The following is a 26,976-nucleotide window of genomic DNA, read 5'->3' on the forward strand; positions in this document are numbered from 1 at the left end:
CAAAGGGGGCTGAGTTTCAATGCGGGCTGAGTGCTACGGGCTAAGCGATAACGGAAATGAGTCTTCAGGGCACCGACTGTAAATCGGCCAGTTGGGAATCGAGCCACCGCATTTCGGCGGCAATCGAGGGCACTAACCCGGCCGCTCGCATCTCCGCCGGAAGAACACCCCACGCGTACGTTTCGACCTCCAAGTGGGGAACATAAGCGGTTGTCGGTAATCCGGCCAGGGCGGCTAGACAATCCTTGATCTCCAGCTGTGTGCCACGCAGGACGCCGAATTGATCAAGGAAAATGGGGACGTGAAAGTGAATGCACCAAGCTTGATCGTCGTTGCTAAACGTGGCCGCTGCCGCCCGCTCGCGGAGCAGCTCGGGGAGATCTTCGGCCAGCGTAAATTGCCCTTTGGCATCCATGATCCCGGTCTGGTGTAAGTAACGGTCCTCGGCAAAAAGGCTGAGCTGCTCGATTGCCCGGGTCGCTGTTGCTTGATCAAACTGGGTCCAATCGACCGCGATCGCACTGCTGATTTGCACCTTGCCGATAGTAACTTGATGACTTTCATACTGCCGGATCACCTGCGCCTGCGGTTCATTCATCACGGCGGCGTGGCAGACGTCATGGCAAACGGTCAAATAGCGGCGATGTTCGGACGGAATGAATCGCTCGAAAAACTCAACCACCTCGGCTGCCCGGTCAAAGTGACAGCCTGGTTCCGGTTCGATGGCCAGCACAATGCGACGCCCCGTATTGGATTCCAGGTCGGCTAGCTGGCGAGCCACCGCGAGCAGGTTATCTGCGCTGGCTTGTTGAGTTTCCAAGTCGAGTTTTCCCCAGCCTAACGGCAGGGTGCTGATCGAGCCAACCTCGCCCGGCGGCAGCAGTTGATCGAGAATTTGAGCCAGTTGCCAGGTGTATTGGCCGCGGCGGGGATCCCACCAAGTCGGCTCGTAAACGCGATGCTTGACCACCTTTTGGTGAAAATTTCCGTAGGGGAAACCGTTGAACGTGTAAGCCCGTAAACCCAATGCGGCCAGCTCGTCTCGCAAGCGTTCGATCGATCCCGAATTGGAGGCGATTTGTTCGGCCGCTTGATGGGGGACCCACAGCCCGACACCGAGCGTTTCTTGGGGACAAGCTTGTTGGCGAATGGGGCCGGAAAACTCGCGCAGATTGGCGATCAGGGCATCAAGGTCAGTCCCAGCGTGGATGTTTGTGCAGTATCCGGTGGCGAATTTTGGAGCGGTCAAGTTTCAGGCGGGCGGGCGAGAGTGAGGAATGAAAGGGCATCATTTGTGGGGCCAACGCAAACTTCCCAGCTTGCCTGGCTGCATAAATTATTCTGTTAGCTACACTTATCGGTAACCCCCAACATTTGTAAATACGTCTCCAGTGGACTGAAGATCAATCTATGCACCAAGAAACACGAACTGGCTCGTGGCCATTGGCCAACACTTTGTGGGCAATATTCACTTTGGGACTTGTCGGCTGGGCTAGTCCGGTCGAGGCCCAATTCCCACCGAACGCCAAAAACGGGAATCGTCCTGACGCTTTTCGGCAACTCGAGGAATTGCTCCCCACCCCGAACGTCTATCGTACTGGATCGGGCGCACCGGGGGTTAACTATTGGCAACAGCGTGCTGATTACGAAATTGATGTCACGTTGGACGATGAAAACCAACGATTGATCGGGACATCGAAGATTGACTATCACAATTTCTCTCCCGATCCGCTCTCTTACGTATGGGTTCAACTGGATCAGAATATTTTTAACCCCAAGTCGGTCAGCAACGTAACTAACACGGGGCGGCCTTTTGGTCCGCGGGTGCCGTTCAGCCAGTTGCAAGGGATGATGATCGCGGAATCCTTTGATGGTGGTTATAAGATCAGCAAAGTGGTCGACGGCGATGGGAATGATATCCCTTACGTGATCGTTGACACGATGATGCGGATCGACCTTCCCGAACCATTGCCACCCGGCGAGACAACCGAATTTAGCATCGGCTTTTCATTTAACATCGTTGACGCCAAAGTAATTCGTGCGCGGGGTGGTTATGAGTTCTTTGATGAGGACAAAAACTACATCTACGAAATGGCCCAGTGGTTCCCACGCGTTGTGGCTTACACCGATTATACCGGTTGGCAGCACAAGCAATTTTTGGGCTCTGGTGAGTTTACCTTGGAAATGGGTAATTACTTGGTGCGGATCACCGCCCCAGCCGACCACATCGTGGGCGCCACTGGCGTGTTACAGAACCCCAAAGATGTGTTGAGCGAGCAACAACTGGAGCGAATGGAGCAGGCCAAAGATACCGATCGTCCGATCTTTATCGTTACCCCGGAAGAGGCGAAAGAGAACGAGACTGAGGGAACCGACGAGACGAAGACTTGGGTTTTCTACGCCGAGGATGTCCGCGATTTTGCTTTCGCCAGCAGTCGCAAATTCATTTGGGACGCCATGGTGCATAACGTGGGTGAACAGCCTGTGTACGCCATGTCTTACTATCCCAACGAAGCGGAGCCGTTGTGGAGTCAGTATTCCACCGCTTCGATCGTGCACACGCTGAATGTCTACAGTCGCTATACGTTCGACTACCCCTATCCGACCGCGATCAGCGTGAATGGCCCGGTCTATGGGATGGAATACCCAATGATTTGTTTCAATGGGCCACGTCCCGATGAGGATGGTACTTATTCAGCGCGGACTAAGTACGCTTTGATTTCGGTGATCATTCACGAAGTGGGGCATAACTATTTCCCCATGATCGTCAACAGTGATGAACGGCAGTGGACTTGGATGGACGAGGGTTTGAATACCTTCCTGCAGTACTTGGCCGAGCAAGAATGGGAGGATGATTACCCCAGTCGCCGCGGTGAGCCTAAGGATATCACCAGTTTTATGCGTAGCAGTGGTCAGATGCCGATTATGACCAACAGCGAATCGATTTTGCAGTTTGGCGCGAATGCCTATGCCAAGCCGGCTACGGCACTCAATATTCTGAGAGAGACGATTCTCGGTCGCGAACTGTTTGATTTCGCGTTCCGTGAGTATGCACGTCGTTGGAAGTTCAAGCGACCGACTCCGGCAGATTTCTTCCGCACCATGGAAGATGCTTCGGGGGTCGATCTTGATTGGTTTTGGCGAGGTTGGTTTTACAGCACCGATCACGTCGATATCGGTATTGCCGATGTGAACTACTATCAAATTGAAATTGGTGATCCGGACGCCAAGGCGGAGCGAGAAAGGCTGGAACGCGAAGCTCGCGAGCCCAGTTTGTCGGCCGAACGCAACAAAGAGTTGCCCAAGATTATCGACTCGTTCCCCGGCCTCAAGGATTTCTATAATGAGTACGATCCTTACAAGGTCAGCGAAGCGGATCGCAAGGCGTTTCAAAAGTATTTGGAGTCGCTTGATGACGACGAGCAAAAGCTGTTACGTCGCAAAACCAATTTTTACCTGATCGATTTTACCAATGAAGGTGGCTTGGTGATGCCGATCGTGTTCCGCCTGCATTTCACGGATGGCTCTCAGGAAACGATGACGCTGCCGGCTGAAATCTGGCGTCGCAATAGTGAGCAAGTCAGCAAGATGGTAATGACCGACAAGGTGTTGGAACGGGTGGAACTCGATCCACGAGGGCAATTGGCCGATACCGACGCCAGCAATAATTCTTGGCCACCGGTCTTGGAGCCGACTCGCTTTGAATTGTTTAAATCGAGTGGCCGAGGTGGCGGAAGCAATCCCATGAAGGTTGCTAAGCAAGAGGAAAAGAAAGCTGCTGAGGAAGCGGCCAAGAAGCAAGCTGCTGAGGCGAAGGCCAAGGAAGAGGCTGAAACCAAGGCTGAAGAAAAGGACGAGGCTGCTGACGACGCGGAAGTTGAGGGTGAGGCCGAGGGCAAGAAGGCAGACGCCAAGAAAGCCGAAGGCAAAAAGGCTGACGGAAAGAAGGCCGAAGGCAAGAAGGCTGACGCAAAGAAGGCTGACGCAAAGAAGGCCGATGCAAAGAAGGCCGATGCTAAGCAGCCTGCCGAGAAAAAGTCGGCAAAAAAGCCAGCCGCCGAGGATAAGGCTGCCGCTTAAGTTGTCCTGGTAGACGATACTAGCAATCTTGGGGCGTTCTTCGGAGCGCCCCGGGGTTGCGGCTGGTGCCAGGCCGCGATGGCAACTCGCCTGCGTGGCGAACTGTGTATGGAATTCGAAGGAGAACCGCAGATGCTGGGATTGATACTGACGCTGCTTTCGGCTGTCACCGTGGCGCACCCCTTCCACACCAGCGTCGCCGAGGCGCAGTGGAATGAGGCTGGAGATCGCTTGCAGGTCTCGCTGCGTCTTTCGCCGCGTGATTTGGATTACGCCTTGTCGGCGACCAGCGGCCGGCGAGTGGTGTTGGAGAAAATGCCAGAGGAAGAGGCCAAGCCCTTGCTGACCGCCTATCTGCGGGATCGGATCTTGTTGACCGCCAACGAGCAGGCGGCGACGAAGGCTGAGCCTGAGCAGATCAAAGCGCGACAGCAGCGGTTCCATTGGGTCGGTTTGGAACAAGACGTCCGCTACACGTGGGTCTACTTTGAGCTCGAATTGCCCTCGCTGCCGGGCGGCATTTGGTTGACCAACCGCGTGATGTTTGAGGCGGATAAGACGCAGATCAACACGTTTCAGATGGTTAAAGAGAAACCCGCCATCAGCTTGCAGACCACTCGCGAGCAGGCAACAAAGCAGTTAACCATCGTGCGACCCGTTAAATAGCTGGGTGGCCCATTAAATCATTTGGCGGCCCATCAGATTACAACGGTTCCTCAGCGTTGCGACTCCGCAGGCGGTTACTGCAACATCACCGGCGGCTGTTTTTCCCGTTCACTGCTGCCGTCGTTGACATTGACGGCGATCGCCGAGGCGGGGGCCGCGAGCCACTCTGTAATTAGCACGCGTTGGACCAGCGGTTCGTTGATGTGGCCCAGCACAACTTCCAGCAGGCGAGCTTTGATTTCATCATGGCTGGGGTCGAGCAGCCAATCGGGTTCGACCTGCCTGAGCAATTGTTCGGCCGACTCGGCGATTTCCAGCCGCAATTGCTCCAGTCTCTCCTCCCCGCGGTTTCGTCGCGTGGGATCGAGTACGGCGTGCAGGCGAAAACAGTACACTTGATCGGGATCACGGATGGGTTGAAACCGAAAGCTGCCCACGGTGATCGCTGTCGACTGAGCGTTTTTCAGGCGAGCGACTTGACTGCGGACATAGCCAATGATCACGGCGTGCAAGCCGACCATCATTAGCACTAAACCGGCAACCCAGTAACGACGCAGGAATTTCACGAGAATCTTCAGCCGTGTTGGAGAGTTTGAAAATGAGGGGAACCCTAGCAAGGGTCTCCGAGGAAAACGTAGGTCACCAAGCATGGACAAGCAAATTCGAACATTTGAGAGCCGGTCGGGGTCTTTGGGACTCGATGGCGCTAGCGGAGGGGAGATGCGAGCCGGTGATCGAGTGTTAATTGCCTCCAGCCCCAAGGCGGGGTCGGGTCAGGGGCGGCAGCTGATCGAGCAAATCCGTGCGGAGTTGACTGCGGCTGGTGTGATTGTGACGGTGGAAACGGACTTGTTAGCGATTGATCGCTGGCTGGCAGCTGGAGAACAACGCGGTTGTGTGATCGCTGCCGGGGGGGATGGCACGGTTAACCTGCTGGCTTCGCGTTTGTCCGCAGAAGTTCCGATCATGCCCTTGCCGTTGGGGACGGAGAATCTGCTCGCCAGGCACTACGGGATGTTTGTTGGGCGGCGGTTGCCGGCGGCCAGTTGGTTTACCGAAGTGGTGTTGCGCGGTCGCACTGAAGTGATTGACGCCGGGCTGGCGAGATTCTTGGGGTCGGGGCGACAGCAGCCGCGGGAGCGGATGTTTTTGATCATGGCATCGGTCGGATTCGATGCGGAGGTGGTGCGACGGATGCATCTCACACGACGCGGGCATATTCGTCGTTGGAGCTATTTCAAACCGATTTGGTCGATGCTGCGTAATTATCGTTACCCGCTGGTCCGCGTCCGCGCGGAGGGGCTGCTAAATCAGGTGGCTGACGGTGCGGTTGCCGACGCGTCGGGGGCGGAGCTGGCTGCCGTGGAAAGCCAAGTTGCTTGGGCGCTGGTGTTCAATTTGCCTCGCTATGCGGCCAGTTTGGCGATTGAATCGGCTGCTGACGCGACCGATGGGAAGCTCGATTTTTGTGGATTGACGCGAGGCTCGCACTGGCATGGCATGCGTTACTTACTGGGAGTGTTGACGAAACGCCACACCCGCTGGGCAGATGTGTTGCGATTTCAGAGTCGTCGGATGTGGTTAGAGAGTGATGAGCGAATGTCGGTCCAGTTGGATGGTGATTATGCGGGGCGGTTGCCGATGGAGATTCAAGTGGTCCCCTCGCGAGTTACCTTAAGACTGCCTAATCTGACAGCTGTCAAGCGGCCCTTTCCACCACTGACCAAGTAATCCGCCGCCGGTAACCGAGCTGAACCTTTTCCTCCCCTTTTGAGTGATCCGCGCGTGTCGACACCTGAACCTGACCCGATCGAAACGGGGCCCCAGCCTGATGGCTCGGCGATCCTACCCGACGCCAGCCGTCTCGACCAAATTACCGCGCCGGTCTCGATTGGAGGACTCCAGTGTGGTCCGGGCCAAGCCTTGACGATCATCGCCGGGCCTTGTGTTTTGGAGACGCTGCCGGCCGCTTTGGAGATTGCCCAGCGACTACGGGATGCTTGCCAAGAAGTTGGTTTTCAGTTGATCTTCAAGGCCTCGTTCGATAAAGCCAATCGGACCAGCGTGGGCAGTTCACGGGGCCCCGGTTTGGAGGCCGGTCTTGGTATGTTGGCCGAACTTGCCGAGCGGGTTCAGTTGCCCGTTACGACCGATATTCATCTTCCCGAGCAAGCGGCTGCGGCGGCTGAAGTGTGCTCGCTATTGCAGGTGCCAGCTTTTCTCGCTCGGCAAACCGATTTGCTCATCGCGGCCGCCGCCACGGGCCGCGCCGTGAATGTCAAAAAGGGGCAGTTTATGTCGCCCCAAGATATGCGCTACGTGGTGGAAAAACTGAGAACGGCCGGTGCGGGAGGCGTGTTATTGTGCGAACGCGGCACCTTCTTTGGTTACGGACGGTTGGTCAACGACATGGGTGGATTGCCAGCGATGCGAAGTCTGGGCGTGCCGGTCGTGTTTGACGCCACCCACAGCGTCCAGCAGCCAGGTGGTTTGGGCGGCGCGACTGGAGGCAACCGGGCTCTGGTGGCTCCGCTGGCGCGGGCGGCCGTCGCTGTTGGCGTCGATGCCGTCTTTTTGGAAACCCACCCCCGCCCTGATGAATCACCCAGCGACGGTGCTAACATGGTGCCGCTGGCTGCGGTCGGTCAATTATTGCAACAGCTTGCCAGCATTCGTCGTGCTCTTGAGGAAGTCTCGTGTCAGTAGAAACCCCACGCCAGCTCAGAAACGTCTGGGCTTATTTGCCAACCGCTATTTTTCTGACCAGCACATTCTTGCTGTTCACCGGCTGTGGCGATGACGTGCCATCGGTGCGCGATATACAACGGCGTCGTGATCAGCAGCGGCAAGCCGTCAGCGAAAGCGATAATGTTCGGGATGCTTTCGATTTTTTACAAGAGTACGCGAAATTACAGCCCGAGGAAGCGCAGCGTCGCATTGGCAGTTTGCTCAACGCTTGGGCAGCGGCTAATCCGTTTCCCAACGACTGGCAGGAGCCCCAGTTGCTCGGCACGTTGAGTTCGGAGCTGCGAGATTTTCCCGCCAATCGTCAATTGGCCGCGACGCGTTTCGTGGGTGCTGATATTGAATACTTGCGGTTGAATTTTTTGCTGGATCGCATCTTGGAATGGATGCAAGCCGAGACGGCCGATGATCCATTGTTTGTCGATTGGATCGGCAAGCAGGCGGATCGATTGGGAACTCAAGGGGTGGCCGATTTATTGCAGGCCGCGCGGCTGTTTGATTGGACTGTGAGAAATATTCAGCTTGAGACCTTAGAGGCGCAAGGCCCTGGGCCGCAGGCTCCTCCCCTGCCCGCCGGGCTCGAGTTTCGTGGCCCCGGTTATCGACAAACCACTTTTCAAACGCTCTACGGGGGCGATGGCGACGCCTTGCAGCGGGCGCGAGTCTTTATTCAGCTTTGTCGGCAATCAAATATCGAAGCCTGCATGTTGGCCCACGGCACGGGCGTCAAGCCAACTGAATGGGCCGTGGGCGTTCGCATCGGCGAGGAGTTATTTCTCTTTGAACCCGGCTTGGGATTGCCGATTCCGGGGCCCGATCAAATTGGCATCGGCACATTGGCCGAGGCGCGGGAAAATCCCAGCGTGCTGCGACGTTTGAACGTGCCAGGTTGGTTTGATTATCCGCTCGACAACAAAGCGATTGAGAAAACGATTGCCCTGTTGGATGCCCCGCCGGAGTCGATGTCGCGCAGGATGCGGCATTTGCAAGCGGGCTTGGCGGGAGAGCAGCGGATGGTGTTAAGTTATGACGTCGACGCCGCCGCGGCCGCACTGGGGAAAATTCCTGGGATCGAGGAAGTTCGGCTGTGGCCACTGGCGACCGAATCACGTTTATATGAAATGGTGTTGAATGAATTGGCCCGCACCGACCAGCAGATTCTCGTTTGGCAAGCTTACCAGTGGGGCATGCTCCGCGGCACTTATCCGTTAGCCATTGCGCGTTGGGAGCATCTCTGCGGCAACTTCAGTCGCGAAGGTCAGGACGAGGGGGCGCGGATCATGTACATGGCGATGCGGCATCCGGAGTTCGAAATTGATGACTTGAGAACGAATATTGATCTGCAACGCTCTTACGGTGTTCGTCGTGAATTGCGAATGACTGAAGAGCAGTTTGATATGCAGATTCAGCAGGTGCAAACCTTTATGCGATTGGCCAAACGTGCCGCCAGTTATTGGATCAGCCTGTTGCATTACGATCTGGGCGATCCGAAGAACGCGGCTAGTTGGCATCAAAAGAGAATCTTACAAGAGGACCTGGAATCTCCGTGGAAGTCGGGCTCGCGATACAATTTGGCTCGCTCGTTAGAATTATTGGGTGAGCGTGAGCAGGCCGCTGAGTTGTATAAAACGATTGGAGATCCCCAAGAGCACGGAAACCGCATCCGCGCTCGCCTATTGGAGAACTTTGCCGCGGAACCGTAGCCTAAGATCGGCGAACGACGGGCTGTGGGTACCGCGAGCGATTACGAGCACGAAGTGATAAGACCCCAACGAGCTTGCCTCGTTCGGTGAATCAGGTTGTCAGCTAGTGATGCAAGCCCCACGTCTCCCTAGCCGCTCCCGCCTGCCCGCCCGCCTGCCTGCCCGCCCGCCTGCCCGCCCGCCCGCCCGCCCTCGGCGGGCGGGGCGGGCAGGCAGGCGGGCATGATCGCGGGGCTTCGCGGGAAACGTGCTAGCCAAGAATCTCCTTCACCGCACGAGGCGAGCTCGTGGGGGTCGTGATGCTCGTGCTCAGCGCCGCGCTGCTCGTAATCGTAATCGAATCCAGCAAGATCGCCGCGAGCGATTACGAGCACAAAGTGATAAGACCCCAACGAGGCAAGCAGGCTGTCGAAGTAATCGGTTTCGGTGAAATACGGGCGCCTAGTGTTCCGCAAGAATGCATTAACTGGGCAAACTTTCGGCGGAGCGAAAGGCGACTATGGCGTGGCCAGCAAGCGGCGTTGGGCTTCCAAGTATTTGGCTTGGGTTTTTTCGATCACATCCGTCGGCAGCGGTGGTGGTGGGCTGTTGCGGTCCCAACCGCTGGTGTCGGCCAGCCATTCGCGGACAAACTGTTTGTCGAATGATGGCTGTGCTTGGCCGGGCTGGAAGGAATCGGCCGGCCAGAAACGCGAGCTGTCGGGGGTGAGCACTTCGTCAATCAGCAGCAACTCGTCGCCCGCAAAGCCGAATTCGAATTTGGTGTCGGCAATGATCAAACCTTGCTGTCCGGCGTGCTGGTTGGCCAAACGATAAATTTCCAAACTAGTATCGCGGAGTCGCTCAGCCAAGGGGCGATCGAGGGCGGTGATCATCGTCTCCAGCGAGACATTTTCATCATGCCCGCTGGTCGCCTTAGTGGCCGGGGTAAAGAGTGGCGAGGGCAAACGCTCGCACTGCCGCAGGTCAGCCGGCAGCGGGATGCCACAGACTTGTCCGGTCGCTTGGTATTCTCGCCAGCCGCTTCCTTCCAGATAGCCGCGGACCACGCATTCAAAGGGGACCACGTTGGCTTTGCGCACAATCATCGTGCGGCCGGTCAGGGCCGCGGTTACTTCCGCGCTCAATTGCAGCTCGCCGCGCAATTCCGTGGAGATTAAATGGTTTGGCACTGGTAGAAAACCGAACCAAAATTGGCTGATGGCAGTCAGGATGCGGCCTTTTTCGGGGATTCCGACGGGTAGCACGTAATCGAAAGCCGAGATCCGATCGGTGCTGATGATCGCCAGGGCGTCACCCAAGTCATAAACATCGCGAACTTTGCCACGTTGCAGCGGCAACGGCAATTCGGTGCGGATCAAGGCGCCGTTGTCATCGAAAGTGAGCATTGCGGGAATATCCAGGGGGCGGCGAGCGTCGGGGTTTTGTCTAAGAACGGGGGTTTGTCAAAGAAATTAGCGTTTTCGCGAGATACTTCCCAGGCGGGGAGCCAAATTGCGCAAATTTCGCGCAGAATCCCGACTTTGTCGGTTTGTTCGGGGCTGGGCTGATTGCCCCAAGTTGTTTGCTGGGTTATCGTTCAGGGTCTCGCGCCGAGCGTCGGCGGAGCGTTTCGTTTCAAGTCCTCCCTTTGAGGCTATGGGACAGTTTCAATTCGCCGTACCGCCTGAGAACCAAAGTCAGCTCCAGATGTGGGAGTCTGCCTACATTTGTGGTATTGAGGGTGTGCCCTGGGAAGGTCGTGTTACGCTCGATGATGGTGTCTTGACCATCCATCGCGGTGTCGACGACTCGGGGCGGCTGTACGTCCCCTTTCCCGCTTCGCCGACCGGGCCGTTGACCACGCTGTCGACTTGTTCGTTGCGACAAACGGGCAGCAAGCGACAGCCTCTGGCCGCCGCCGCCCCGCATTTATTGCCGTTGGAACTGGCTCGCGGTGAATGTTTCCGGCTCCGCAACCAAGCCGATCTGTGGCGTCGAGCCGGTTTGCAATTGAACGCGACTCAGCAGGCTCAACTGGAGAGCAGCACGGAGAAATTTTTGCAAGCGGCCACGCATCGGGGTGCCGCCAGCGAAGTGGCCAGCCGGGCGGCTTGTTCGATCTATGAATTGCTGCGAGCCGGCGACGTGTTGGCCGACGCCTACAACCAGCAGGCATTGGCTTACCGCAAGCAAAACGAGCGGCAACTGGGGACCTTGATTGGTGCTAGCGCGCCGGTCGAAGCGATGGACGAGGTCGTCAGTGGTGGTCCGCTGGAGGGCGCTTATCGCGAAGCCTTTAACTCGATTGGCATCGCCGTCGGTTGGGGACAAGTCGAGACGGCCGCCGGGCGAGTTGATTACACCCGGTTTGACACGCTGTTCGATTGGGCCACGCGGCACGGGATGCGGGTTGTGGCGGGACCGCTGCTGAACTTTCAAACTAAATTAGTTCCCGATTGGCTGTATTTGATGGAGGGGAATTTTTCCACCTTGGTCGAGTCGGTCGAAGCCTATGTGGAACGGACCGTGCTGCGATATCAGGGACGCGTCCATCTGTGGCACGCGGTGGCTGGCCTGAATACGCCCGGGCCGATTCCGCTGGATGAAGAACAAGTGATGCGGTTGGCGGTCGCCGTGATTCACACCATCCGCCGGGTCGATCCGCGGACGCCGGTTTTGATCTCCGTCGACAGGCCTTGGGGAGAGTACCTGGGAGCCGAACGGGATGGTATTTCGCCGATTCATTTCGCCGACGCCTTAATTCGCTCCAACTTGGGCGTCAGCGGCATCGGGTTGGAATTGCGGATGAATTACCAAGATAGCGGGAGTCTGCCCCGGACCTTGCTCGATTTGGGCCAGCAGATCGATCGCTGGGCCAACTTGGGATTACCTTTGATGGCCCAATTGGTATTTCCCGCCGAGAGCGGTCCTGATCCGCGAGCGATTCGCAGCGCCGAAGTGATTCCCACCGGCCCCGACGGGTTGGTGAACGCCGATTTGCAAGCCAATTTGGCGATCCGCTGGATGCACACGATGCTGGCTAAGGGGGTGGTGCACGGTATTCTTTGGGAAGGCTGGGACGATCGTCACCCACACGTGATGCCCCACAGCGGGTTGATCGATGCGAGCGGAAAACCGCGACCGTTGCTCGATTCCCTCACACGGATGCGACGCGAGCTGTTAACCTAGGGCTGTTAGCTGGGCTCTCGATTTTTTCTTCGCATCATCGTCGGTGAAAGCAATGTCTAAACTCTCGTGCGCGATGTCCGTTGGTTTATTGTCGATTGGTTTATCGTGCTGGTCGCCCGTCGCAAGTTTGTCGGGGCAAGACGCGCCCGCTGCGGAAGTGGCCGCTGCTGAAGTCTCCTCGGACGGCGTCTCGATTCGCACGCTCGGCCCGGTGGAAAAGCTGCAAGGTGGATTTCAATTCACCGAGGGGCCTACGCCGGCTTTGGCCGGCCCGGGGGAGTCCGTGGGGCTCTATTTTACAGACATCCCCGCCGATCAGATTTTGCATTGGCAAGCGGGGCAAAAAGCGGTTCCCTTGATTGAGCCAGCGGGGCACGCGAACGGGTTGTTGATGGAAGCGGGTGGCCGGCTGGTGGCTTGTCAAATGGATGGCCAAGTGGTGGTTTATGATTTGCAGACCAAAAAGTTGGAAACGTTGGCAGCGAGTTATCAGGGGAAACGCTTTAACGCGCCGAACGATTTGATCATCGACTCAGTCGGCGGCGTTTATTTTACCGACCCGCTGTTTCGCGCACCCGAACCATTGCCCCAGGGCGTGCAGGCGGTCTATTACATTACGGCCGATCGCCAAGTGGTCCGCGTGACCGACGATTTGCCAGCACCCAACGGGATCGGGCTCTCGCCAGACGGCGACAAATTGTACGTGATCCCCAGCCGTTCGGCGGAGATGATGGTCTACCAAGTTTTGGCCCCCGGCAAGTTGGGTCCCGGAAAAGTGTTTTGCCGCTTGCGACAGACGAGCGATAATGGAAACTCGGGTGGGGATGGGATGGTGGTTGATACTGGTGGTAACATTTACATTACCGCCGACACGGGCGTGCAAGTGTTCGATCGCGAGGGAACTTACTTGACTACGATTGAGTTTCCCGAGCAGCCCGCCAACGTGACTTTCGGAGGAGTGGAACGCGATGAGTTATTCGTGACCGCTCGCACTGGACTGTACCGCGTGAAAGTCTCCGCCACCGGTTTGCCGCCGGGTCGATTGTCGCCGGGTACTTTGGCAACCACACCGCCCGAAAGCAACTGAAGTTTCAGAATCAAGTCAAGGGAGTAAGATGAAAAACGGAATGGCTGGCAAACGCGTCATGGATTTCTCAGTGACTTCGAGGAAGCTGGTGGTTGCCACTTGCTGGTGTGGGCTGCTGTGGCTGAATAGCTGGGGCGGAGTTGTCATCGGCACCACCACCGTCGTTGCCGCTGAGGATAACTCCCCTGCCCCGTCCCAGGCCGACTTGGAGCGTTACATTGATCAATTGAGTGCGCCCAGTTACCATTCTCGGCAAGTTGCCATGCGGCGATTGGAGAGCGCCGGGGAGGCGGCGATTGAGCCGTTGGAAGCGGCCGTGCGGAGTGGTAATCTCGAGGTTGTTGATCGCGCCAGTTTCATTCTCCAGTCCTTGGCCGTGTTGGAGACCCCTTACGATCCGCCGTTAGCATGGAACGCTCTTGGCCGGTTGCGGCAGAATGGTCCCGGCTCGGCAGCCACCCGCGCCGACTCTTCGATCGAGATGATCGAGCAAGATCGCAGCGTGCGGGCTCAAGCTCGCTTGGCGGCGGCCGGTTTGAAGGTCGGAATTCAGGAGTTGACGTTTAACTCCAGGTTGGCGGCTGAGGACGCGATCATCTTTCCCGAGAATTGGCAGATCGACTCCGAAGCGCTGCGTTGGTTGCCTTGGATGTACTCTACCACGATGGTCGTGATGGCTGGAGAAACCGTTTGCGATGAAACGATTGCCGCGATCGTGAAACTGCCCAAGTTGGTCGATATCCAGTTGCGTGATGCTAAGTTGTCGGCGGCTGGATTGAAAAAGTTGGCCGAGCTGGAACGGATTAACACGCTGGAGTTGTTATTCGTGGACGTGGGTGGACCTGATGAAGACCTGTTTGCGATGGCCGAGTTGCCACTCCGCAACACGCTGGTTTTAACCGCCACCAAATTTGTGCCCGAAGATGTTGATGCGCTGGAGGGTAATTTTGAGGGCCTTGAAATCATTTACAGCCGAGGTGGGTTTTTGGGTGTGCAGTGTTCTCAGGCTGATCTCGCTTGCGTGGTTCGCGTCGTGGTTCCCGATTCGGCTGCCGATCGGGCTGGAGTCAGGCCGGGGGATGTAATCCTTTCACTCGGCGAGCATCCGATTACTCGTTTCGCTGATCTGCAAGTCGCCGTTCGCCAGCACGCACCGAGCGAACCGATGGAAGTGGTCGTGCAACGTTTTGGTCGCCAAGAAAAATTGAAGGTCGAGTTGGGGCGACTCTAAGGGTGGCGACGATTCCTCATGCCGCTGATTGGCAGGACAAGCTTTGGCGGCGGCGCGTGCGGAGCCGCCTGTTGCGTTGGTTTGACGACAACGAGCGGGTTTTGCCGTGGCGAGAAACCTCCGATCCATACGCGATTTGGATCAGCGAGATTATGCTGCAGCAAACGCAAGTGGCTACGGTGATTCCGTATTACCAGCGGTTCTTAAAGCGTTTTCCTGATGTTACCAGTTTGGCCGAAACGCCGATGGAAGAATTGCTGACGTACTGGGAAGGTTTGGGGTATTACCGTCGGGCTCGGCAATTGCACGCGGCGGCCCAGCAGATTGTCGCCGAGTACGCGGGTTGTTTTCCCACGACTTTTGCCGAAGTCTTGGCACTGCCAGGCATCGGACGGTACACAGCTGGCGCGATTCTTTCGATCAGCCAAGACCAGCGACTGCCGATTGTTGAAGCAAACACGGTTCGCTTATTCAGCCGCTTGATCGGATTGCGGCGCCCACCGGCCGAGAGTGCTTCGCTGCGATTGCTGTGGCAGGTGGCCGAGGCGTTGCTACCAACGCGGTCGGGAAGTGGTCGTTTGAACCAAGCCTTGATGGAATTTGGGGCGCTGGCCTGCACGCCGCAAAACCCTAGCTGTGAAACCTGCCCGCTGCAGTCCGATTGCGCCACCTACGCTTTGGGTTTGCAAGCGGAGATTCCTGGCAAGGTCAAGCATATTAAGTACGAGGAACGAGTCCACTGGGCGGTGGCTGTGCGGCGGGGCGAGCACTATTTTCTGCGTGTCTGTCCGCCCGATGCGCACTGGGCCGGGATGTGGGACTTTCCTCGCTTCGATGTTACCGGATTGCGGGCAGCCGCGGATGAGGCGATTCGAGCCGCTGTGCGTGCTCAATTTGCCGCCGAGTTCGGCTGGGAAATTGAACTCGACTATCCGTTGGGCGTCATCAAACATGCGGTGACTAAGTATCGCATCACCTTGCACGCGCATCACGCTGAACCCGTGGCGATAAGCACTTGTCGCGAAACGGCTGAGGGGCAAACAGAGGCGGGTTGGTTCACGGCGACCGACCTTCAGAAAATGGCACTCAATACGTCAGCGCGGAAATTGGCGAGAACGTTGTGAGGTTGTGTGGTTTAACCGTTAGCGGCAGGCGTACGCTGTAGAACGTAGTGCGCCTGCGGCTGACTGTTTAACGAGTGCGCCTGCGGCTGACTGTTTAACGAGTGCGCCTGCGGCTGACTGTTTAACGAGTACGCCTGCGGCTGACTGTTTAACGAGTGCGCCTGCGGCTGACTGTTTAACGAGTGCGCCTGCGGCTGACTGTTTAACGAGTGCGCCTGCGGCTGACTGTTTAACGAGTGCGCCTGCGGCTGACTGTTTAACGAGTGCGCCTGCGGCTGACTGTTTAACGAGTGCGCCTGCGGCTGACTGTTTAACGAGTGCGCCTGCGGCTGACTGTTTAACGAGTGCGCCTGCGGCTGACTGTTTAACGAGTGCGCCTGCGGCTGACTGTTTAACGAGTGCGCCTGCGGCTGACTGTTTAACGAGTGCGCCTGCGGCTGACTGTTTAACGAGTGCGCCTGCGGCTGACTGTTTAACGAGTGCGCCTGCGGCTGACTGTTTAACGAGTGCGCCTGCGGCTGACTGTTTAACGAGTGCGCCTGCGGCTGACTGTTTAACGAGTGCGCCTGCGGCTGACTGTTTAACGAGTGCGCCTGCGGCTGACTGTTTAACGAGTGCGCCTGCGGCTGACTGTTTAACGAGTGCGCCTGCGGCTGACTGTTTAACGAGTGCGCCTGCGGCTGACTGTTTAACGCAATACCGTTCAATGTTTATGTAAATCGCGGCTCCTGCTAGAGTTAGGTTGTCTCACCAACCAACCTCGCAAGGAGCCGCGACATGAACGGGCAAGGATGCTCTGACCTCTCTTCGGAAGTCAACGGTAGGATTTTAGATCGGATTGCTGGACTTGAAAAGATCATTGCACCTGAACTTGTAGAGCGAGCACTCGCCGATACCGGCAAGCAGACCAAGCGGTCCTGCACGCTGACCAACGAAGTGATGATTTGGGTCGTATTGGCAATGGGCCTTTTCACTGAGCTTCCTATCCGTCAAGTCTTCAAAGCCTGCCGTCGGCTGCGGCACGGAGAAGAATCGCCAGCTAGGTCCAGCCTATGTATAGCGCGTCAACGACTTGGGAGCGAACCACTCGTTGCCTTGCACAGTTTAGTGGTCCGCCCATTGGCCACGCCGCAGACGCCTGGTGCGTTCTATCGCGGTATGCGCCGGGTCGCGATCGATGGTACGGTTCTCGAGTTGCCTGATTGCGATGCGCATCAGCATCTTGGACGCTCGTCAGGAAGTCGTGGCGCAGCCCCCTTTCCTCAAGTCCGTAAAGTCAGTCTTGTCGAACTCGGAACTCACATCGAGTTCGCATTTGTTTACGGCGGTTGGAAAGACTCCGAAAAGAAGCTGGTCGAGCAGCTATGGGATCGTATTCCCGAAGACGCGTTACTGTACGAAGACAGGGGCTTTTTTAGCTACAAACACTGGAAAATACTGCATGAGAAGCACAAATTGCTTGTTCGCATTCAAAAGTCGATGGTGTTCAAACCGATCAAATGCTTCGACGATGGATCCTTCTTGGCAAAGGTTTATCCGAGCAACTGGTATCGCGAAAATGACAAACAAGGCATCCTAGTCCGAGTGATCGAGTACAAGCTTGATGACCCTCAGCGTGTCGGTCACGATGAAGTTCATCGATTGATGACCAACCTGATGGACCCGATGGAGTTTCCGGCCATGGAACTGATTATGGAGTACCACGAACGCTGGGAAGAAGAAATGGTCTTTGATGAGCAGAAGACTCACCAAGATCCTTGTCGGGCCGAGAAGACAACGAATCTTCGCAGCGAAACGACCGACGGTCTGAAGCAAGAGTTGTATGCGATGTCGCTAGGTCATTTCGTGGTTCGCGCGTTAATGCTTGAAGCGGCTACCGAAGCGAACATGGACGTTGATCGGTTGTCGTTCAAGGGTTCTTTTCAAATACTCAAGACTCGATTACCGGAGTGCGATCCGAGCAACGAAGTAAGTTTCTCGCAGTGGTATGCAGCTGTGGTCTGGGAAATGAGTCGTGAGCGAATCCCGCCGCGCCGCAACCGCATCAACCCACGCGTGATCAAACGAAAAATGTCACGTTGGCACAAATGCCGCCCCGAACATCGAAACCAAGAACCGTTGACGAAAACCTTTGACCAGTCAGTGGTTATGCTTCATTGAACGGTATTGCTGTTTAACGAGTGCGCCTGCGGCTGACTGTTTAACGAGTGCGCCTGCGGCTGACTGTTTAACGAGTGCGCCTGCGGCTGACTGTTTAACGAGTGCGCCTGCGGCTGACTGTTTAACGAGTGCGCCTGCGGCTGACTGTTTAACGAGTGCGCCTGCGGCTGACTGTTTAACGAGTGCGCCTGCGGCTGACTGTTTAACGAGTGCGCCTGCGGCTGACTGTTTAACGAGTGCGCCTGCGGCTGACTGTTTAACGAGTGCGCCTGCGGCTGACTGTTTAACGAGTACGCCTGCGGCTGACTGTTTAACGAGTGCGCCTGCGGCTGACTGTTTAACGAGTACGCCTGCGGCTGACTGTTTAACGAGTACGCCTGCGGCTGACTGTTTAACGAGTGCGCCTGCGGCTGACTGTTTAACGAGTGCGGTTCAATCGTTGTTAACGACGACATGTGGGTGAGAGTTGCAGCTCCATGATTACGACATCGAGCAAGCGACCGAACTTTTCACCCACGTTGCTGAGCGTACCAACTTTACTGAAATCGAACGCGACGTGCAGCGCGATGCTCGCTTCGTTATCCGCCTCGATCCGGCTCAGCAGCACGCGAAAGGAAGCTCCGCGGGCATGCTCGATGAGCGTTTGCATGAGACGTTTGCCGAGCCCTTGGCGGCGAGCTTCCGGGGCGATCCAGATCGAGAGCTCGGCCGTCCCGTCGTAGGCCTCGTAGGCGGACCAACGGGAGACGCTGCCCCACCCGACAACTTGCTCCTGACGCGTCGCCACCCAGGCGGGGTAACGTCCGTTTTCTCTTGCCTTCCACCACTTTTCCGCATCCCCTGCGGTCATTGGTCGCATGCGGAAGCAATTTACCGTGTGCTGAATCTCGTGGTTTAAAATCTGCATCATGGCGGGCAAGTCGGCATATTTGGCCGGGCGGATTACGATCTCTGCATTCAAGGCAGTTTTCCTGGTTCTCTCGGGGCAGGTTAAAGTTGCAACTGGAATGGGTTGGTGTCTCAATAGGGGTAATTAAGCCAGATTTAGCCGTTATCCAAGCGAATGTGGACCGGTTCTGTGAGGTTCCAAAAGCTGGACATTGACTATACTGAGTAAATGGCAAAACAATTTACGAGAAAACTCGATAATTACAGCCCCGACACGATTAGGTGGGAGAGAATGAGAAGAAGTAAGATTCAGTTGAGCGTGGTAATTGCCGGTTTGCTCCTGACGGTTTCCAACAGCTGGGCGGCCGACACCAGCACCGTGGTCCTGGGAGGTGGCGAATTGCTTCGGGGAATCCCTGGTGAAGGGCCTCTGAAGACCAGCGAAATCAAGGCATGGCTGGCCGATCCCGCCAACCATCAACCGTTGCAAGTGGAATTGCCCGCAGGTTTGGCGGCTGCCAGTGACAACATTTACATTCCAGAAGACAACCCGATCACGCGAGCCAAAATCGAACTGGGGCGGCAGCTCTATTTCGACACACGGCTTTCCAGCGACACCACGATTAGCTGTGCTAGCTGCCACATTCCCGCTGTCGGTTACGCTGCCTCGACTCGCTTCGGGGTCGGGGTCGATAAGCAGGAGGGGAATCGAAATTCACCGGTGGCTTACAACCGGATCATCAGCAAGGCTCAGTTCTGGGATGGACGCGCCGACTCGTTGGAAGCTCAAGCGGTGGGGCCGATTGCTAATCCGATTGAAATGGGCAACACCCACGACGCTTGCATTCAGTGCTTGAGTGGTATTCCGGGTTACAAGATGCAGTTTGAAAGCGTCTTCACGGACGGGGTTACCATCGACAATGTCGGTAAAGCGATTGCCACATTTGAGCGCACGTTGGTGACCGGACCCGCTCCTTACGACGCCTATCAGCCGCTGGCGCAATTTGAGAAAGTTTTTGCCGACGACCTTGAGTTCTTGGAGGACTTGCGAGAGGAAGATCCTGAATTCGTCAAAGAGTATGAGGCGCTGCAAGCTGCTGCCGCGGCCAACCCTCTGACGGCATCTGCCAAGCGTGGCATGGACCTGTTTTTTGGCAAAGCGAACTGTGCGACGTGTCACTCGGGTGCGAACTTTACTGACGAACAGTATCACAACTTGGGTGTCGGGATGGAGGCCGAAGAACCCGACTTGGGTCGCTACGTCGTGACCAAAGAAGAGGCCATGAAGGGTGCTTTTAAAACGCCCACGCTGCGGAATATCGCACTGACGGCTCCATACATGCACGATGGCAGCCAGCAGACGTTGGAAGAGGTGATGGTGTGGTACAACAAGGGTGGGCATCCCAATCCTTGGTTGAGTGACAAGATGAAGCCGCTAAACTTGACCGAGGCCGAGATCACTGATGTTGTCAACTTTATGAAGCAAGGTTTGACCGGCGATTTGCCACCGATCGAAACTGGACGTTTGCCTAAGTAAGCTGTTTTGTCCAATGTAGAACCGCTGTCCTTAGCGGTTTGCAGAGTTGCAAGCGATTAAGGACAATCGATCCTCCTGTGGCGAATTGGCTCCTTGCCAGACCAAGTGAAAGAAGCGAATGAGCATTTGCGTGCAGCCAAGTTTCTGCAGGCCATTCGCTTCGTCAATGATAATCGCCCAGCGGATTCAGTTTGAGTGTCCTTCGCGTTTATTTGGGTCGTGCAAGTCCCGGTGGTGAAGTCGAGCCCCTTAGGCTATCCGTTGCTGCGGGGCTGTGGGTTGCAAAGCCGCTGAGGTGAATCGTGTTGGGCAGCGGCTAAGGCCACTCCCAGGATTTGACGATGAAATCACAAGCGATCTCTGCGGGCTGCGGGCGGGCAAGATAGTATCCTTGCATCATATGGCAGCCAACCTCCTGAAGTCGAAGAAGCTGCGATTCGGTCTCAACACCTTCCGCAATCACTTTGAGCCCTAAGCTTTTAGCGAGCGCGATGATTGAGCAAATGATCGCTAGATGCTTTTCGGATTCTTCCAAGCGAATGACGAAAGATTGGTCGATTTTGAGGATATCTAGTGGCATCTGGTGTAGATATGAAAGTGAAGAATATCCCGTCCCGAAGTCGTCAATTCCAATTGTCACGCCAGACTCTCGAAGCCGATTAAGTATTTCGATCGTATTCTCAGGATCTTGCATCAACAGACTCTCAGTGACTTCCAATTTTAGCAATTGTGGCGGCAAGCCTGTTTTGGCGAGCGTCTGAGCAACCATTTCGGCAAAATCTTGGCACGCAAGCTGGCGAACGGAAACATTTACACTGATCATTAAGTCACGTTGGTATTCGGTCCGCCATTGGTTGGCTTGGCGGCAGGCCGTCTCAAGGACCCACGCGCCAATCTCCACAATCAATCCGTTGGCCTCCGCGATCAGGATAAAATCGCTTGGAGGAATATTGCCGTGAACCGGATGATGCCAACGAAGTAATGCTTCAAAGCCAACGATGGCGCGTTCAGCCACTCCGACAATGGGCTGGTAGTACAGCGATAATTCGTCTCGCATGATCGCGCTTCGCAGTTCTCCTCCCAGTTCCAGTCGCATCGCATTTTCACGGATCATTTCTTCGCGAAAAACGCAGTATGGAACATCGCTTTGTTTTTTTGCTTCGTACATTGCCGCATCCGCGCGGCTGAGCAAGATCTCGGCGGTAATGTCTTGCGGCTCGGCCGACGTGGCAAGTACGATCCCCATGCTTGCGCGCGTTAGCATTTCACGTTCCGCAACGGCGAAAGGTTGGTTTAATTTCTCGTGCATTCTTTCGGCAACGGCGATCGCTTCATTGATGGTGTGCACGTTTTCAAGGAGTACGGCAAACTCATCGCCCCCTAGACGAGCGATCACGGCGTCAGATTTTCGCAGTGTGGTTTCCAGACGTCGAGCGATGCCAACTAGAAACTCGTCGCCGGAGTCGTGGCCGAGATTGTCATTGATTAATTTGAAATCATCCATATCCATGTAAATCAGAGCAAATCCAGCCCCTGTTCTTCTGGAGAGTTGCTCGATGCATCTTTGGATTCTGTCTCGTAACAATATTCGGTTTGGTAGTCCCGTCAGTCCATCCGCAACCTTGCCTTCGGTAATGTCGGTAAGCGATCCGGCAATTCGGCAAGCTGTTCCTTCAGAGTCCCGCACCGCCAGGCCGCGACACAGCATCCAGCGGTAACCACCGTTCGAATCGCACATGCGAAGCTCTGTTTCGAAATGACTCGTTTCTCCGAGCAAATGAAGCTCTAGATCTTTGGAGACTCGTCTACGATCTTCAAAGTGAATTAGTTCCATCCACTGGGAACCGGTCGGATTAAAATCGGGAGACTCGATGCTCAGCATTGACCGCCAGCGAGGTGACAAGTAGAGTTCGCCAGTCGCCAGGTTCCAGTCCCACATCCCGTCGTTTGTGCCGCGTGCTGCCAACGCATATCGCTCCTCACTTTCTCGCAGTTGACGTTGTGCGTTCTTTGCCAGGAGTTGGTTTCGAATCCGAGCTATAGCCACTTGTCCGTCTATCGGTTTGCTGACGTAGTCACTGGCACCGTCCTCAAAGGCTTCTAATATTTGAGCACTTCGATCGCTGGCCGTCATCATCACGACTGGCAGATCGGCCATGCTATGCATTTGCCGAAGTAAACGCAGCGTCCTGAAACCATCCAGCACTGGCATGCAGATGTCCATTAGTACCAAATCGATCGACGTCGATTTAACTATTTCTAAAGCATCGCGGCCATTGCATGCTTCGAGAACCTTGTAGCCAACGCCAGATAGAATATGGTTGAGGCGGAGGCGAGTGACTTGTTCATCGTCAACGACTAATATTTGCTCTTTATATTTCGTGTCGGCTGCTGTTCTTACCAACGCATGATCGATGGGAGCCAGATACGCTGGATGCTTGGGTTCACCGAACGAATTTAATGCTGGCGGTCCGTCGGATTGAGAAATGATGTTGAGCATCCTAATTTTTCTACTCGATTTTTACAGCAAATGTTAGTGTCTCGGGGCCAAGTGTGTCCGCCTCACCGTAAAATGAGTTGGAGTACGTCAAGCGTCTTCTCCACTCTGGTCTTCAACGTTTGCATTGACGCGACGCTTCCCTCGAGATCACCCGCGATGGCTTGTGACTCAAGTGTTGCCGAAGTTTGGCTGATGGCCTTCAGTGCAGTGTCGCTGGCAGCACCTTTTAGTTGATGGGAGATGCTGCGGATTCGTTCAAGGTCTTGTGATGAACAAGCCGTTTCCAAGTCCCGCATTCGTTGGGGAAGTGTGTCATTCATGATTTGCAGTATTTGCCGCGCAAACTCCTCATCACCACCACATTGCCGCGTCAGTTCCTCTTGCGAGATGAACTCTTCACATGTTCTCAAGTCTTCAATTGCGAGTACGTCCTCAGTTGCCAGCACGTTTTCGGTTGCCGCGAAGGATTCGCTCGCCGTGAAATCTTCAATTGGGGCTGATTCCGAAGGGGCTGATTCCGAAGGGACTGATTCTGAAGCCAAGCTGTCTGCGGAGATGGGAGTATCCGGGGCCTGTTCGGGCAGCATCGGCGCTGTTGTTACTGCGGTGGATGGTGCTGGCTGGTGCTGGTGGGGCCGATCGCCGATCAATCGATGCAGTAGGTCACGTAGCTTTGGCAGGGCCACGGGTTTGGAAAGATAGTCATTCATGCCCGCCGCGAGACATTCTTCACGAATGCCCTGGACGACGTTTGCGGTGACCGCGATGATTGGGACCGGGTGGATTGCACGGACCTCTCGCTCCCAATTTCGTATCGCGTGCGTTGCTGCGATTCCGTCCATGATTGGCATGTGCCCATCCATTAAAACGGCCGCGTAATTATGCTGTTTTACTTTCTCAAACGCTTCTTGGCCATTTCCGGCTAGTTCACACGAATACCCAAGTTTCAGGAGCATTTGCTGGATGACCAATTGGTTTACCTGATTGTCTTCGGCAATAAGGATATCGCAGTCATCTACTGGGGCGACGTTGGGGGTAGGCGTTTGCGGGTCGGGAACCGGGGTGTTGGGGGCTGCTGCGACTGTTCGTTGCCTTTCGGCAGTGGTGGGCGTAATCGGGGGCGTTGACAGAGTGGCTATCTTTTTGCTGCCCTGGTTGTGTAGTAAAGTCATGACGGCATCCAGCAACCGACTTTGGCGCGCTGGTTTAAGCATTGCCATTTCGATGCCAATGTCCCGCAATTCCTTGGCCGTTAGAAGTTCATGGTTACTCGATAGGAGGATGATTGGGATGTTGCTCAGTGCCGGGTGTTTGCGGATGGCAGATGCAACTTCACGGCCGTCCATATCGGGCATACAGTAGTCAAGAATGACAAGTGAAAACGCGTCTTCTAATCGCTCGGCCACCAACATCCGTTCCACGGCGCCCCGAGGTTGCTGGCAGATGCTGACATCCATCCCCCAAATACCAAGCTGGTTGCTCATGATTTCGCAGTTCGTCGCATTGTCATCGATTACAAACACCCGCTTGCCCTCAAGTAACTTCAGCAGTTCCTGAGGTGTTCGGTTGTTGGTGTTTATTTCCTGGACGACTTCTAAAGGTAGTTCAAACCAGAATTCCGAACCTTCGCCAACCTCGCTGTTGACTTTGATCTGGCCGCCCATTAATTCGACTAGCTTTCCGCTGATAGCTAAGCCAAGTCCGGTACCTCCGTACTTGCGGGTTGTTGATAGATCGGCTTGCATGAAGGATTCGAATAAGCGACTCCGAACCTCAGCATCCATACCAATACCAGTATCTTGAACAGCAAATCGAATTACCGATCCACGACGGACCACTCGTAAATTGATTTCACCTTTTTCGGTGAATTTGATCGCGTTGCCCATTAGGTTGGTTAGTACTTGCCGTAGCCTCTCGGGGTCACCGATGACACGCAGCGCAAGAGCTTTATCTAACTGGCAATTCATTTCCAGACCTTTTTGATGGGCCCGAACTGCGAATTGCTCTGCGGTTCCTTCAATCAGGTCGGTCAAATCATATTCGACCGATTCAATTTCTAGCCGTCCAGCTTCAATCTTGGAAAAGTCCAGCACATCATTGATACAGGCGAGTAAACTATTTGCACTGGACCTTGCGACCGAAACGAAGTGTGCTTCTTTGGCGGGTATGTCCGCGGCCTCTAGCAGATCGAGCATGCCGATTACGCCGTTCAGCGGAGTTCGGATTTCATGACTCATGTTGGCAAGGAACTCACCTTTCGCTTGACTCTTTGCTTCGGCGATTTGCACCTCAGCCATCATGGCATTCTTGCGCTCGGTGATGTCGTGAATTGTCCCAAGCCAGCTGATCAAACAACCTTGAGGGTCACGGACGGGAACGAGGCTTTCCAGAATCCAAACATCTTCTCCGCACTGGTTTGCGATTTGGCTCTCTAAGTCATTGAAGGCAAGTCCCCGGCTGAATTTCTCTGTGATAATTTGATTCGCTTGACTGTTTAGGCGGTGCCAAGGCAGTAATCGATCAGATGCGTGGCTGATGAGTTCCGAAGTTGACCGATAGCCGAGTGTTGAAAGTAATGTGGCATTAGTGGTCATGAATTTTCCATGCTCATCGAGTTGATAAATTCCAACTCCCGCGTGCTCCAGAACCGAGTGCAGACGGAGCCGTTCATTTCGGAGCCATTCGTTCGTCTCGTTATGGTCGCTCATTTCCTGTTGGATGCGAGCGACCACCCGATTGTATTCGGCGGCAATTTGGCCAACCTCGGTATGGGGATCCGCTTGAATCGTCTTCGAAAAATTGCCCGTTTTGCGATGGGAGTTCATCGACCCCAGTAGATCAACAACCTCGTTAGTAGCCCCATGTTCGGAGATATTCAAACCAGCCAGTTCTTGGCTTGCCTTGACTCTCAACGAGGTAACTTGCTTGAGCGCCATTAAGGCGAGGTAGACTGTGGAGTAACTGAAAATCGCAGCCACGATGGCACCGATCAGTTGAACCACTAACTGCATCCCTCGCGATGATGCGACAATTGCGGATTCCGGAGCAAACAGTGCGAAGACAATCGCTCCCCAAATACCAGTGGCACCATGAACCGGGAAAGCGCTGACCACGTCGTCAACGCCGGTCGATCGTATGAATCGATCAGCTTCTAATGCCAACCAAGCGCCAACCAGACCTGCAATGGCCGCTGTCGCAGGAGAGATCACATGGCACGCTCCGGTCACGCTGACGAGGCCGGCAAGCAGCCCAGAGATCAGCGCGCTGACTTCAAGTCGTCCGCGCCTCAACATGCTGAACATCATTGCCGCAACGGCACCTGCCGCAGCACCAATGTTAGTGTTCAATAGGACTCGCGGCAGGCTCTCGCTGACCATCAGGCCACTCCCGCCATTGAAGCCCCACCAGCCAAACCACAATAAGAATGTGCCCAAAATCGCCAGGGTTAGGCTGTGCCCTCCGGATATGTTCTGTTGGGAACAATTACGCCGGCGGCCCACAGCTTGCGCTGCGGCGAGTGCTGAAAACCCTCCAACAACGTGCACGACCACACATCCAGCCCAATCGACAAAGCCTAATGCGGCAAGCCAACCAGACGATGTTCCTGGAAGTACTCCACCCCAGGCCCAGTGGCCAAAGATTGGATAGACCAACCCGCCGACGATTAAAGTAATGTATAGGTAGACCACTGTTCGCACACGTTCGGCGACGGCACCGCTGACAATCGTTGCGGCCGAACTACAAAAGACCAGCTGGAAAATGAAAAACGCCGTCAATCGTGAGTCTTGCAAATAATCACAGCTGCCAGGAATTCCAACGATGCCGTTGTAGGAAACTCCGAACATCATCGAAAAGCCGACTAGTGTGAACAGCAAGATCGTCACGGAGCAGTCCAGAATGTTCTTGACCGCCACGTTGATGCTGTTTTTGGTGCGCACTAGTCCTGCTTCCAACAAGCAAAAACCAGCTTGCATGAGAAAGACGATCGCGGCACAAGCGAGTACAAAGCCAACGTCTAAGGATTCGGGCGCGGTGATTGTCATAGCTGTCATGATTTGAACTGCGAGAAGTCTTGGTGGTTATT

Annotated in this window: 20 protein-coding genes; 11 read left to right on the forward strand and 9 right to left on the reverse strand. The window is 55.4% G+C overall.

Features of this window, described 5'->3' with window-relative positions; all coding sequences use genetic code 11:
* Positions 1-64: 64 nt before the first annotated feature.
* The gene (gene eboE, locus SH139x_RS06040; protein WP_488354379.1) at positions 65-1,249 is read right to left on the reverse strand and encodes a metabolite traffic protein EboE; all 1,185 of its coding nucleotides are present in this window, start codon (positions 1,247-1,249) and stop codon (positions 65-67) included.
* A 161-nt stretch (positions 1,250-1,410) separates the two neighbouring features.
* Between eboE and SH139x_RS06045 the strand changes: the two genes are divergently transcribed.
* Both SH139x_RS06045 and SH139x_RS06050 read left to right on the forward strand, forming a co-directional pair.
* Complete coding sequence (locus SH139x_RS06045) at positions 1,411-4,080, forward strand: M1 family metallopeptidase (RefSeq protein ID WP_488354380.1); 2,670 nt, start codon at positions 1,411-1,413, stop codon at positions 4,078-4,080.
* A 78-nt stretch (positions 4,081-4,158) separates the two neighbouring features.
* Positions 4,159-4,746 (forward strand): DUF6702 family protein, encoded by a 588-nt coding sequence (locus tag SH139x_RS06050; RefSeq protein WP_488354381.1) that lies wholly within the window; start codon positions 4,159-4,161, stop codon positions 4,744-4,746.
* A gap of 74 nt (positions 4,747-4,820) precedes the next feature.
* Here the strand turns inward: SH139x_RS06050 and SH139x_RS06055 are convergent, their stop codons facing one another.
* Positions 4,821-5,312: a hypothetical protein gene (locus SH139x_RS06055; RefSeq protein WP_488354382.1), complete on the reverse strand. Its 492-nt coding sequence runs from the start codon at positions 5,310-5,312 to the stop codon at positions 4,821-4,823.
* 82 nt (positions 5,313-5,394) lie between these two features.
* On the opposite strand from SH139x_RS06055, the gene SH139x_RS06060 reads away from it, so the two are divergent.
* From SH139x_RS06060 to SH139x_RS06070, 3 genes are all read left to right on the forward strand, one after another.
* The gene (locus SH139x_RS06060; protein WP_488354383.1) at positions 5,395-6,477 is read left to right on the forward strand and encodes a diacylglycerol/lipid kinase family protein; all 1,083 of its coding nucleotides are present in this window, start codon (positions 5,395-5,397) and stop codon (positions 6,475-6,477) included.
* A gap of 141 nt (positions 6,478-6,618) precedes the next feature.
* The gene (kdsA, locus tag SH139x_RS06065; protein WP_488355973.1) at positions 6,619-7,452 is read left to right on the forward strand and encodes a 3-deoxy-8-phosphooctulonate synthase; all 834 of its coding nucleotides are present in this window, start codon (positions 6,619-6,621) and stop codon (positions 7,450-7,452) included.
* The gene (locus SH139x_RS06070) at positions 7,443-9,194 is read left to right on the forward strand and encodes a tetratricopeptide repeat protein (protein WP_488354384.1); all 1,752 of its coding nucleotides are present in this window, start codon (positions 7,443-7,445) and stop codon (positions 9,192-9,194) included. Before kdsA ends, SH139x_RS06070 begins: the two co-directional genes overlap by 10 nt.
* Positions 9,195-9,322: 128 nt before the next feature.
* Here SH139x_RS06070 and SH139x_RS06075 read toward each other — a convergent pair whose 3' ends face one another.
* Together SH139x_RS06075 and SH139x_RS06080 are read right to left on the reverse strand one after the other, a co-directional pair.
* Complete coding sequence (locus SH139x_RS06075; protein ID WP_488354385.1) at positions 9,323-9,649, reverse strand: hypothetical protein; 327 nt, start codon at positions 9,647-9,649, stop codon at positions 9,323-9,325.
* A 42-nt stretch (positions 9,650-9,691) separates the two neighbouring features.
* Entirely contained in the window at positions 9,692-10,582 is an 891-nt protein-coding gene (locus SH139x_RS06080; RefSeq protein ID WP_488354386.1) for a phosphoribosylaminoimidazolesuccinocarboxamide synthase, read from the reverse strand.
* 301 nt (positions 10,583-10,883) lie between these two features.
* Between SH139x_RS06080 and SH139x_RS06085 the strand changes: the two genes are divergently transcribed.
* The 4 genes from SH139x_RS06085 to mutY are packed head-to-tail and all read left to right on the forward strand — an operon-like array spanning position 10,884 to position 15,807.
* Positions 10,884-12,365 (forward strand): endo-1,4-beta-xylanase, encoded by a 1,482-nt coding sequence (locus SH139x_RS06085; protein ID WP_488354387.1) that lies wholly within the window; start codon positions 10,884-10,886, stop codon positions 12,363-12,365.
* A gap of 52 nt (positions 12,366-12,417) precedes the next feature.
* Entirely contained in the window at positions 12,418-13,452 is a 1,035-nt protein-coding gene (locus tag SH139x_RS06090) for an SMP-30/gluconolactonase/LRE family protein (RefSeq protein WP_488354388.1), read from the forward strand.
* 28 nt (positions 13,453-13,480) lie between these two features.
* Positions 13,481-14,683 (forward strand): PDZ domain-containing protein, encoded by a 1,203-nt coding sequence (locus tag SH139x_RS06095; protein WP_488354389.1) that lies wholly within the window; start codon positions 13,481-13,483, stop codon positions 14,681-14,683.
* Between the two features lie 2 nt (positions 14,684-14,685).
* Positions 14,686-15,807: an A/G-specific adenine glycosylase gene (mutY, locus tag SH139x_RS06100; protein ID WP_488354390.1), complete on the forward strand. Its 1,122-nt coding sequence runs from the start codon at positions 14,686-14,688 to the stop codon at positions 15,805-15,807.
* An 11-nt stretch (positions 15,808-15,818) separates the two neighbouring features.
* Here the strand turns inward: mutY and SH139x_RS06105 are convergent, their stop codons facing one another.
* The gene (locus SH139x_RS06105) at positions 15,819-16,514 is read right to left on the reverse strand and encodes a hypothetical protein (RefSeq protein ID WP_488354391.1); all 696 of its coding nucleotides are present in this window, start codon (positions 16,512-16,514) and stop codon (positions 15,819-15,821) included.
* Between the two features lie 70 nt (positions 16,515-16,584).
* On the opposite strand from SH139x_RS06105, the gene SH139x_RS06110 reads away from it, so the two are divergent.
* Positions 16,585-17,967 carry an IS4 family transposase gene (locus tag SH139x_RS06110; RefSeq protein ID WP_488354274.1) on the forward strand — a complete coding sequence of 461 codons (1,383 nt, stop codon included), beginning with the start codon at positions 16,585-16,587 and terminating at the stop codon, positions 17,965-17,967.
* Here SH139x_RS06110 and SH139x_RS06115 read toward each other — a convergent pair.
* A complete protein-coding gene (locus SH139x_RS06115) occupies positions 17,961-18,422 on the reverse strand; it encodes a hypothetical protein (protein ID WP_488354392.1) in 462 nt (153 codons plus the stop codon). The two genes, SH139x_RS06110 and SH139x_RS06115, sit on opposite strands and share 7 nt — an antisense overlap.
* On the reverse strand, positions 18,410-18,928 hold the full coding sequence (locus SH139x_RS06120; RefSeq protein ID WP_488354393.1) for a GNAT family N-acetyltransferase: 519 nt from the start codon (positions 18,926-18,928) through the stop codon (positions 18,410-18,412). Before SH139x_RS06120 ends, SH139x_RS06115 begins: the two co-directional genes overlap by 13 nt.
* A gap of 219 nt (positions 18,929-19,147) precedes the next feature.
* Here SH139x_RS06120 and SH139x_RS06125 point away from each other — a divergent pair, with 219 nt between their 5' ends.
* On the forward strand, positions 19,148-20,392 hold the full coding sequence (locus SH139x_RS06125; RefSeq protein WP_488354394.1) for a cytochrome-c peroxidase: 1,245 nt from the start codon (positions 19,148-19,150) through the stop codon (positions 20,390-20,392).
* Positions 20,393-20,708: 316 nt separating this feature from the next.
* On the opposite strand, the gene SH139x_RS06130 is transcribed toward SH139x_RS06125, so the two are convergent.
* Entirely contained in the window at positions 20,709-22,892 is a 2,184-nt protein-coding gene (locus tag SH139x_RS06130) for a GGDEF/EAL domain-containing response regulator (RefSeq protein ID WP_488354395.1), read from the reverse strand.
* Positions 22,893-22,954: 62 nt separating this feature from the next.
* Complete coding sequence (amt, locus tag SH139x_RS06135; protein ID WP_488354396.1) at positions 22,955-26,944, reverse strand: ammonium transporter; 3,990 nt, start codon at positions 26,942-26,944, stop codon at positions 22,955-22,957.
* Positions 26,945-26,976 lie beyond the last annotated feature (32 nt).

It is taken from the genome of Kothea flammea, assembly GCF_052161645.1.
GTDB lineage: Bacteria > Planctomycetota > Planctomycetia > Pirellulales > Pirellulaceae > Laterigemmans.

Excerpts from the sequence above, each read along its gene's own strand:
- SH139x_RS06115 (WP_488354392.1), bottom strand. The coding sequence starts at position 18,422 with ATGTCGTCGTTAACAACGATTGAACCGCACTCGTTAAACAGTCAGCCG.
- SH139x_RS06130 (WP_488354395.1), bottom strand. The coding sequence starts at position 22,892 with ATGCTCAACATCATTTCTCAATCCGACGGACCGCCAGCATTAAATTCG.
- SH139x_RS06090 (WP_488354388.1), top strand. The coding sequence starts at position 12,418 with ATGTCTAAACTCTCGTGCGCGATGTCCGTTGGTTTATTGTCGATTGGT.
- amt (WP_488354396.1), bottom strand. The coding sequence starts at position 26,944 with ATGACAGCTATGACAATCACCGCGCCCGAATCCTTAGACGTTGGCTTT.
- SH139x_RS06050 (WP_488354381.1), top strand. The coding sequence starts at position 4,159 with ATGGCAACTCGCCTGCGTGGCGAACTGTGTATGGAATTCGAAGGAGAA.
- SH139x_RS06095 (WP_488354389.1), top strand. The coding sequence starts at position 13,481 with ATGAAAAACGGAATGGCTGGCAAACGCGTCATGGATTTCTCAGTGACT.
- SH139x_RS06060 (WP_488354383.1), top strand. The coding sequence starts at position 5,395 with ATGGACAAGCAAATTCGAACATTTGAGAGCCGGTCGGGGTCTTTGGGA.
- SH139x_RS06045 (WP_488354380.1), top strand. The coding sequence starts at position 1,411 with ATGCACCAAGAAACACGAACTGGCTCGTGGCCATTGGCCAACACTTTG.
- SH139x_RS06110 (WP_488354274.1), top strand. The coding sequence starts at position 16,585 with ATGAACGGGCAAGGATGCTCTGACCTCTCTTCGGAAGTCAACGGTAGG.
- SH139x_RS06085 (WP_488354387.1), top strand. The coding sequence starts at position 10,884 with ATGTGGGAGTCTGCCTACATTTGTGGTATTGAGGGTGTGCCCTGGGAA.
- SH139x_RS06080 (WP_488354386.1), bottom strand. The coding sequence starts at position 10,582 with ATGCTCACTTTCGATGACAACGGCGCCTTGATCCGCACCGAATTGCCG.
- SH139x_RS06125 (WP_488354394.1), top strand. The coding sequence starts at position 19,148 with ATGAGAAGAAGTAAGATTCAGTTGAGCGTGGTAATTGCCGGTTTGCTC.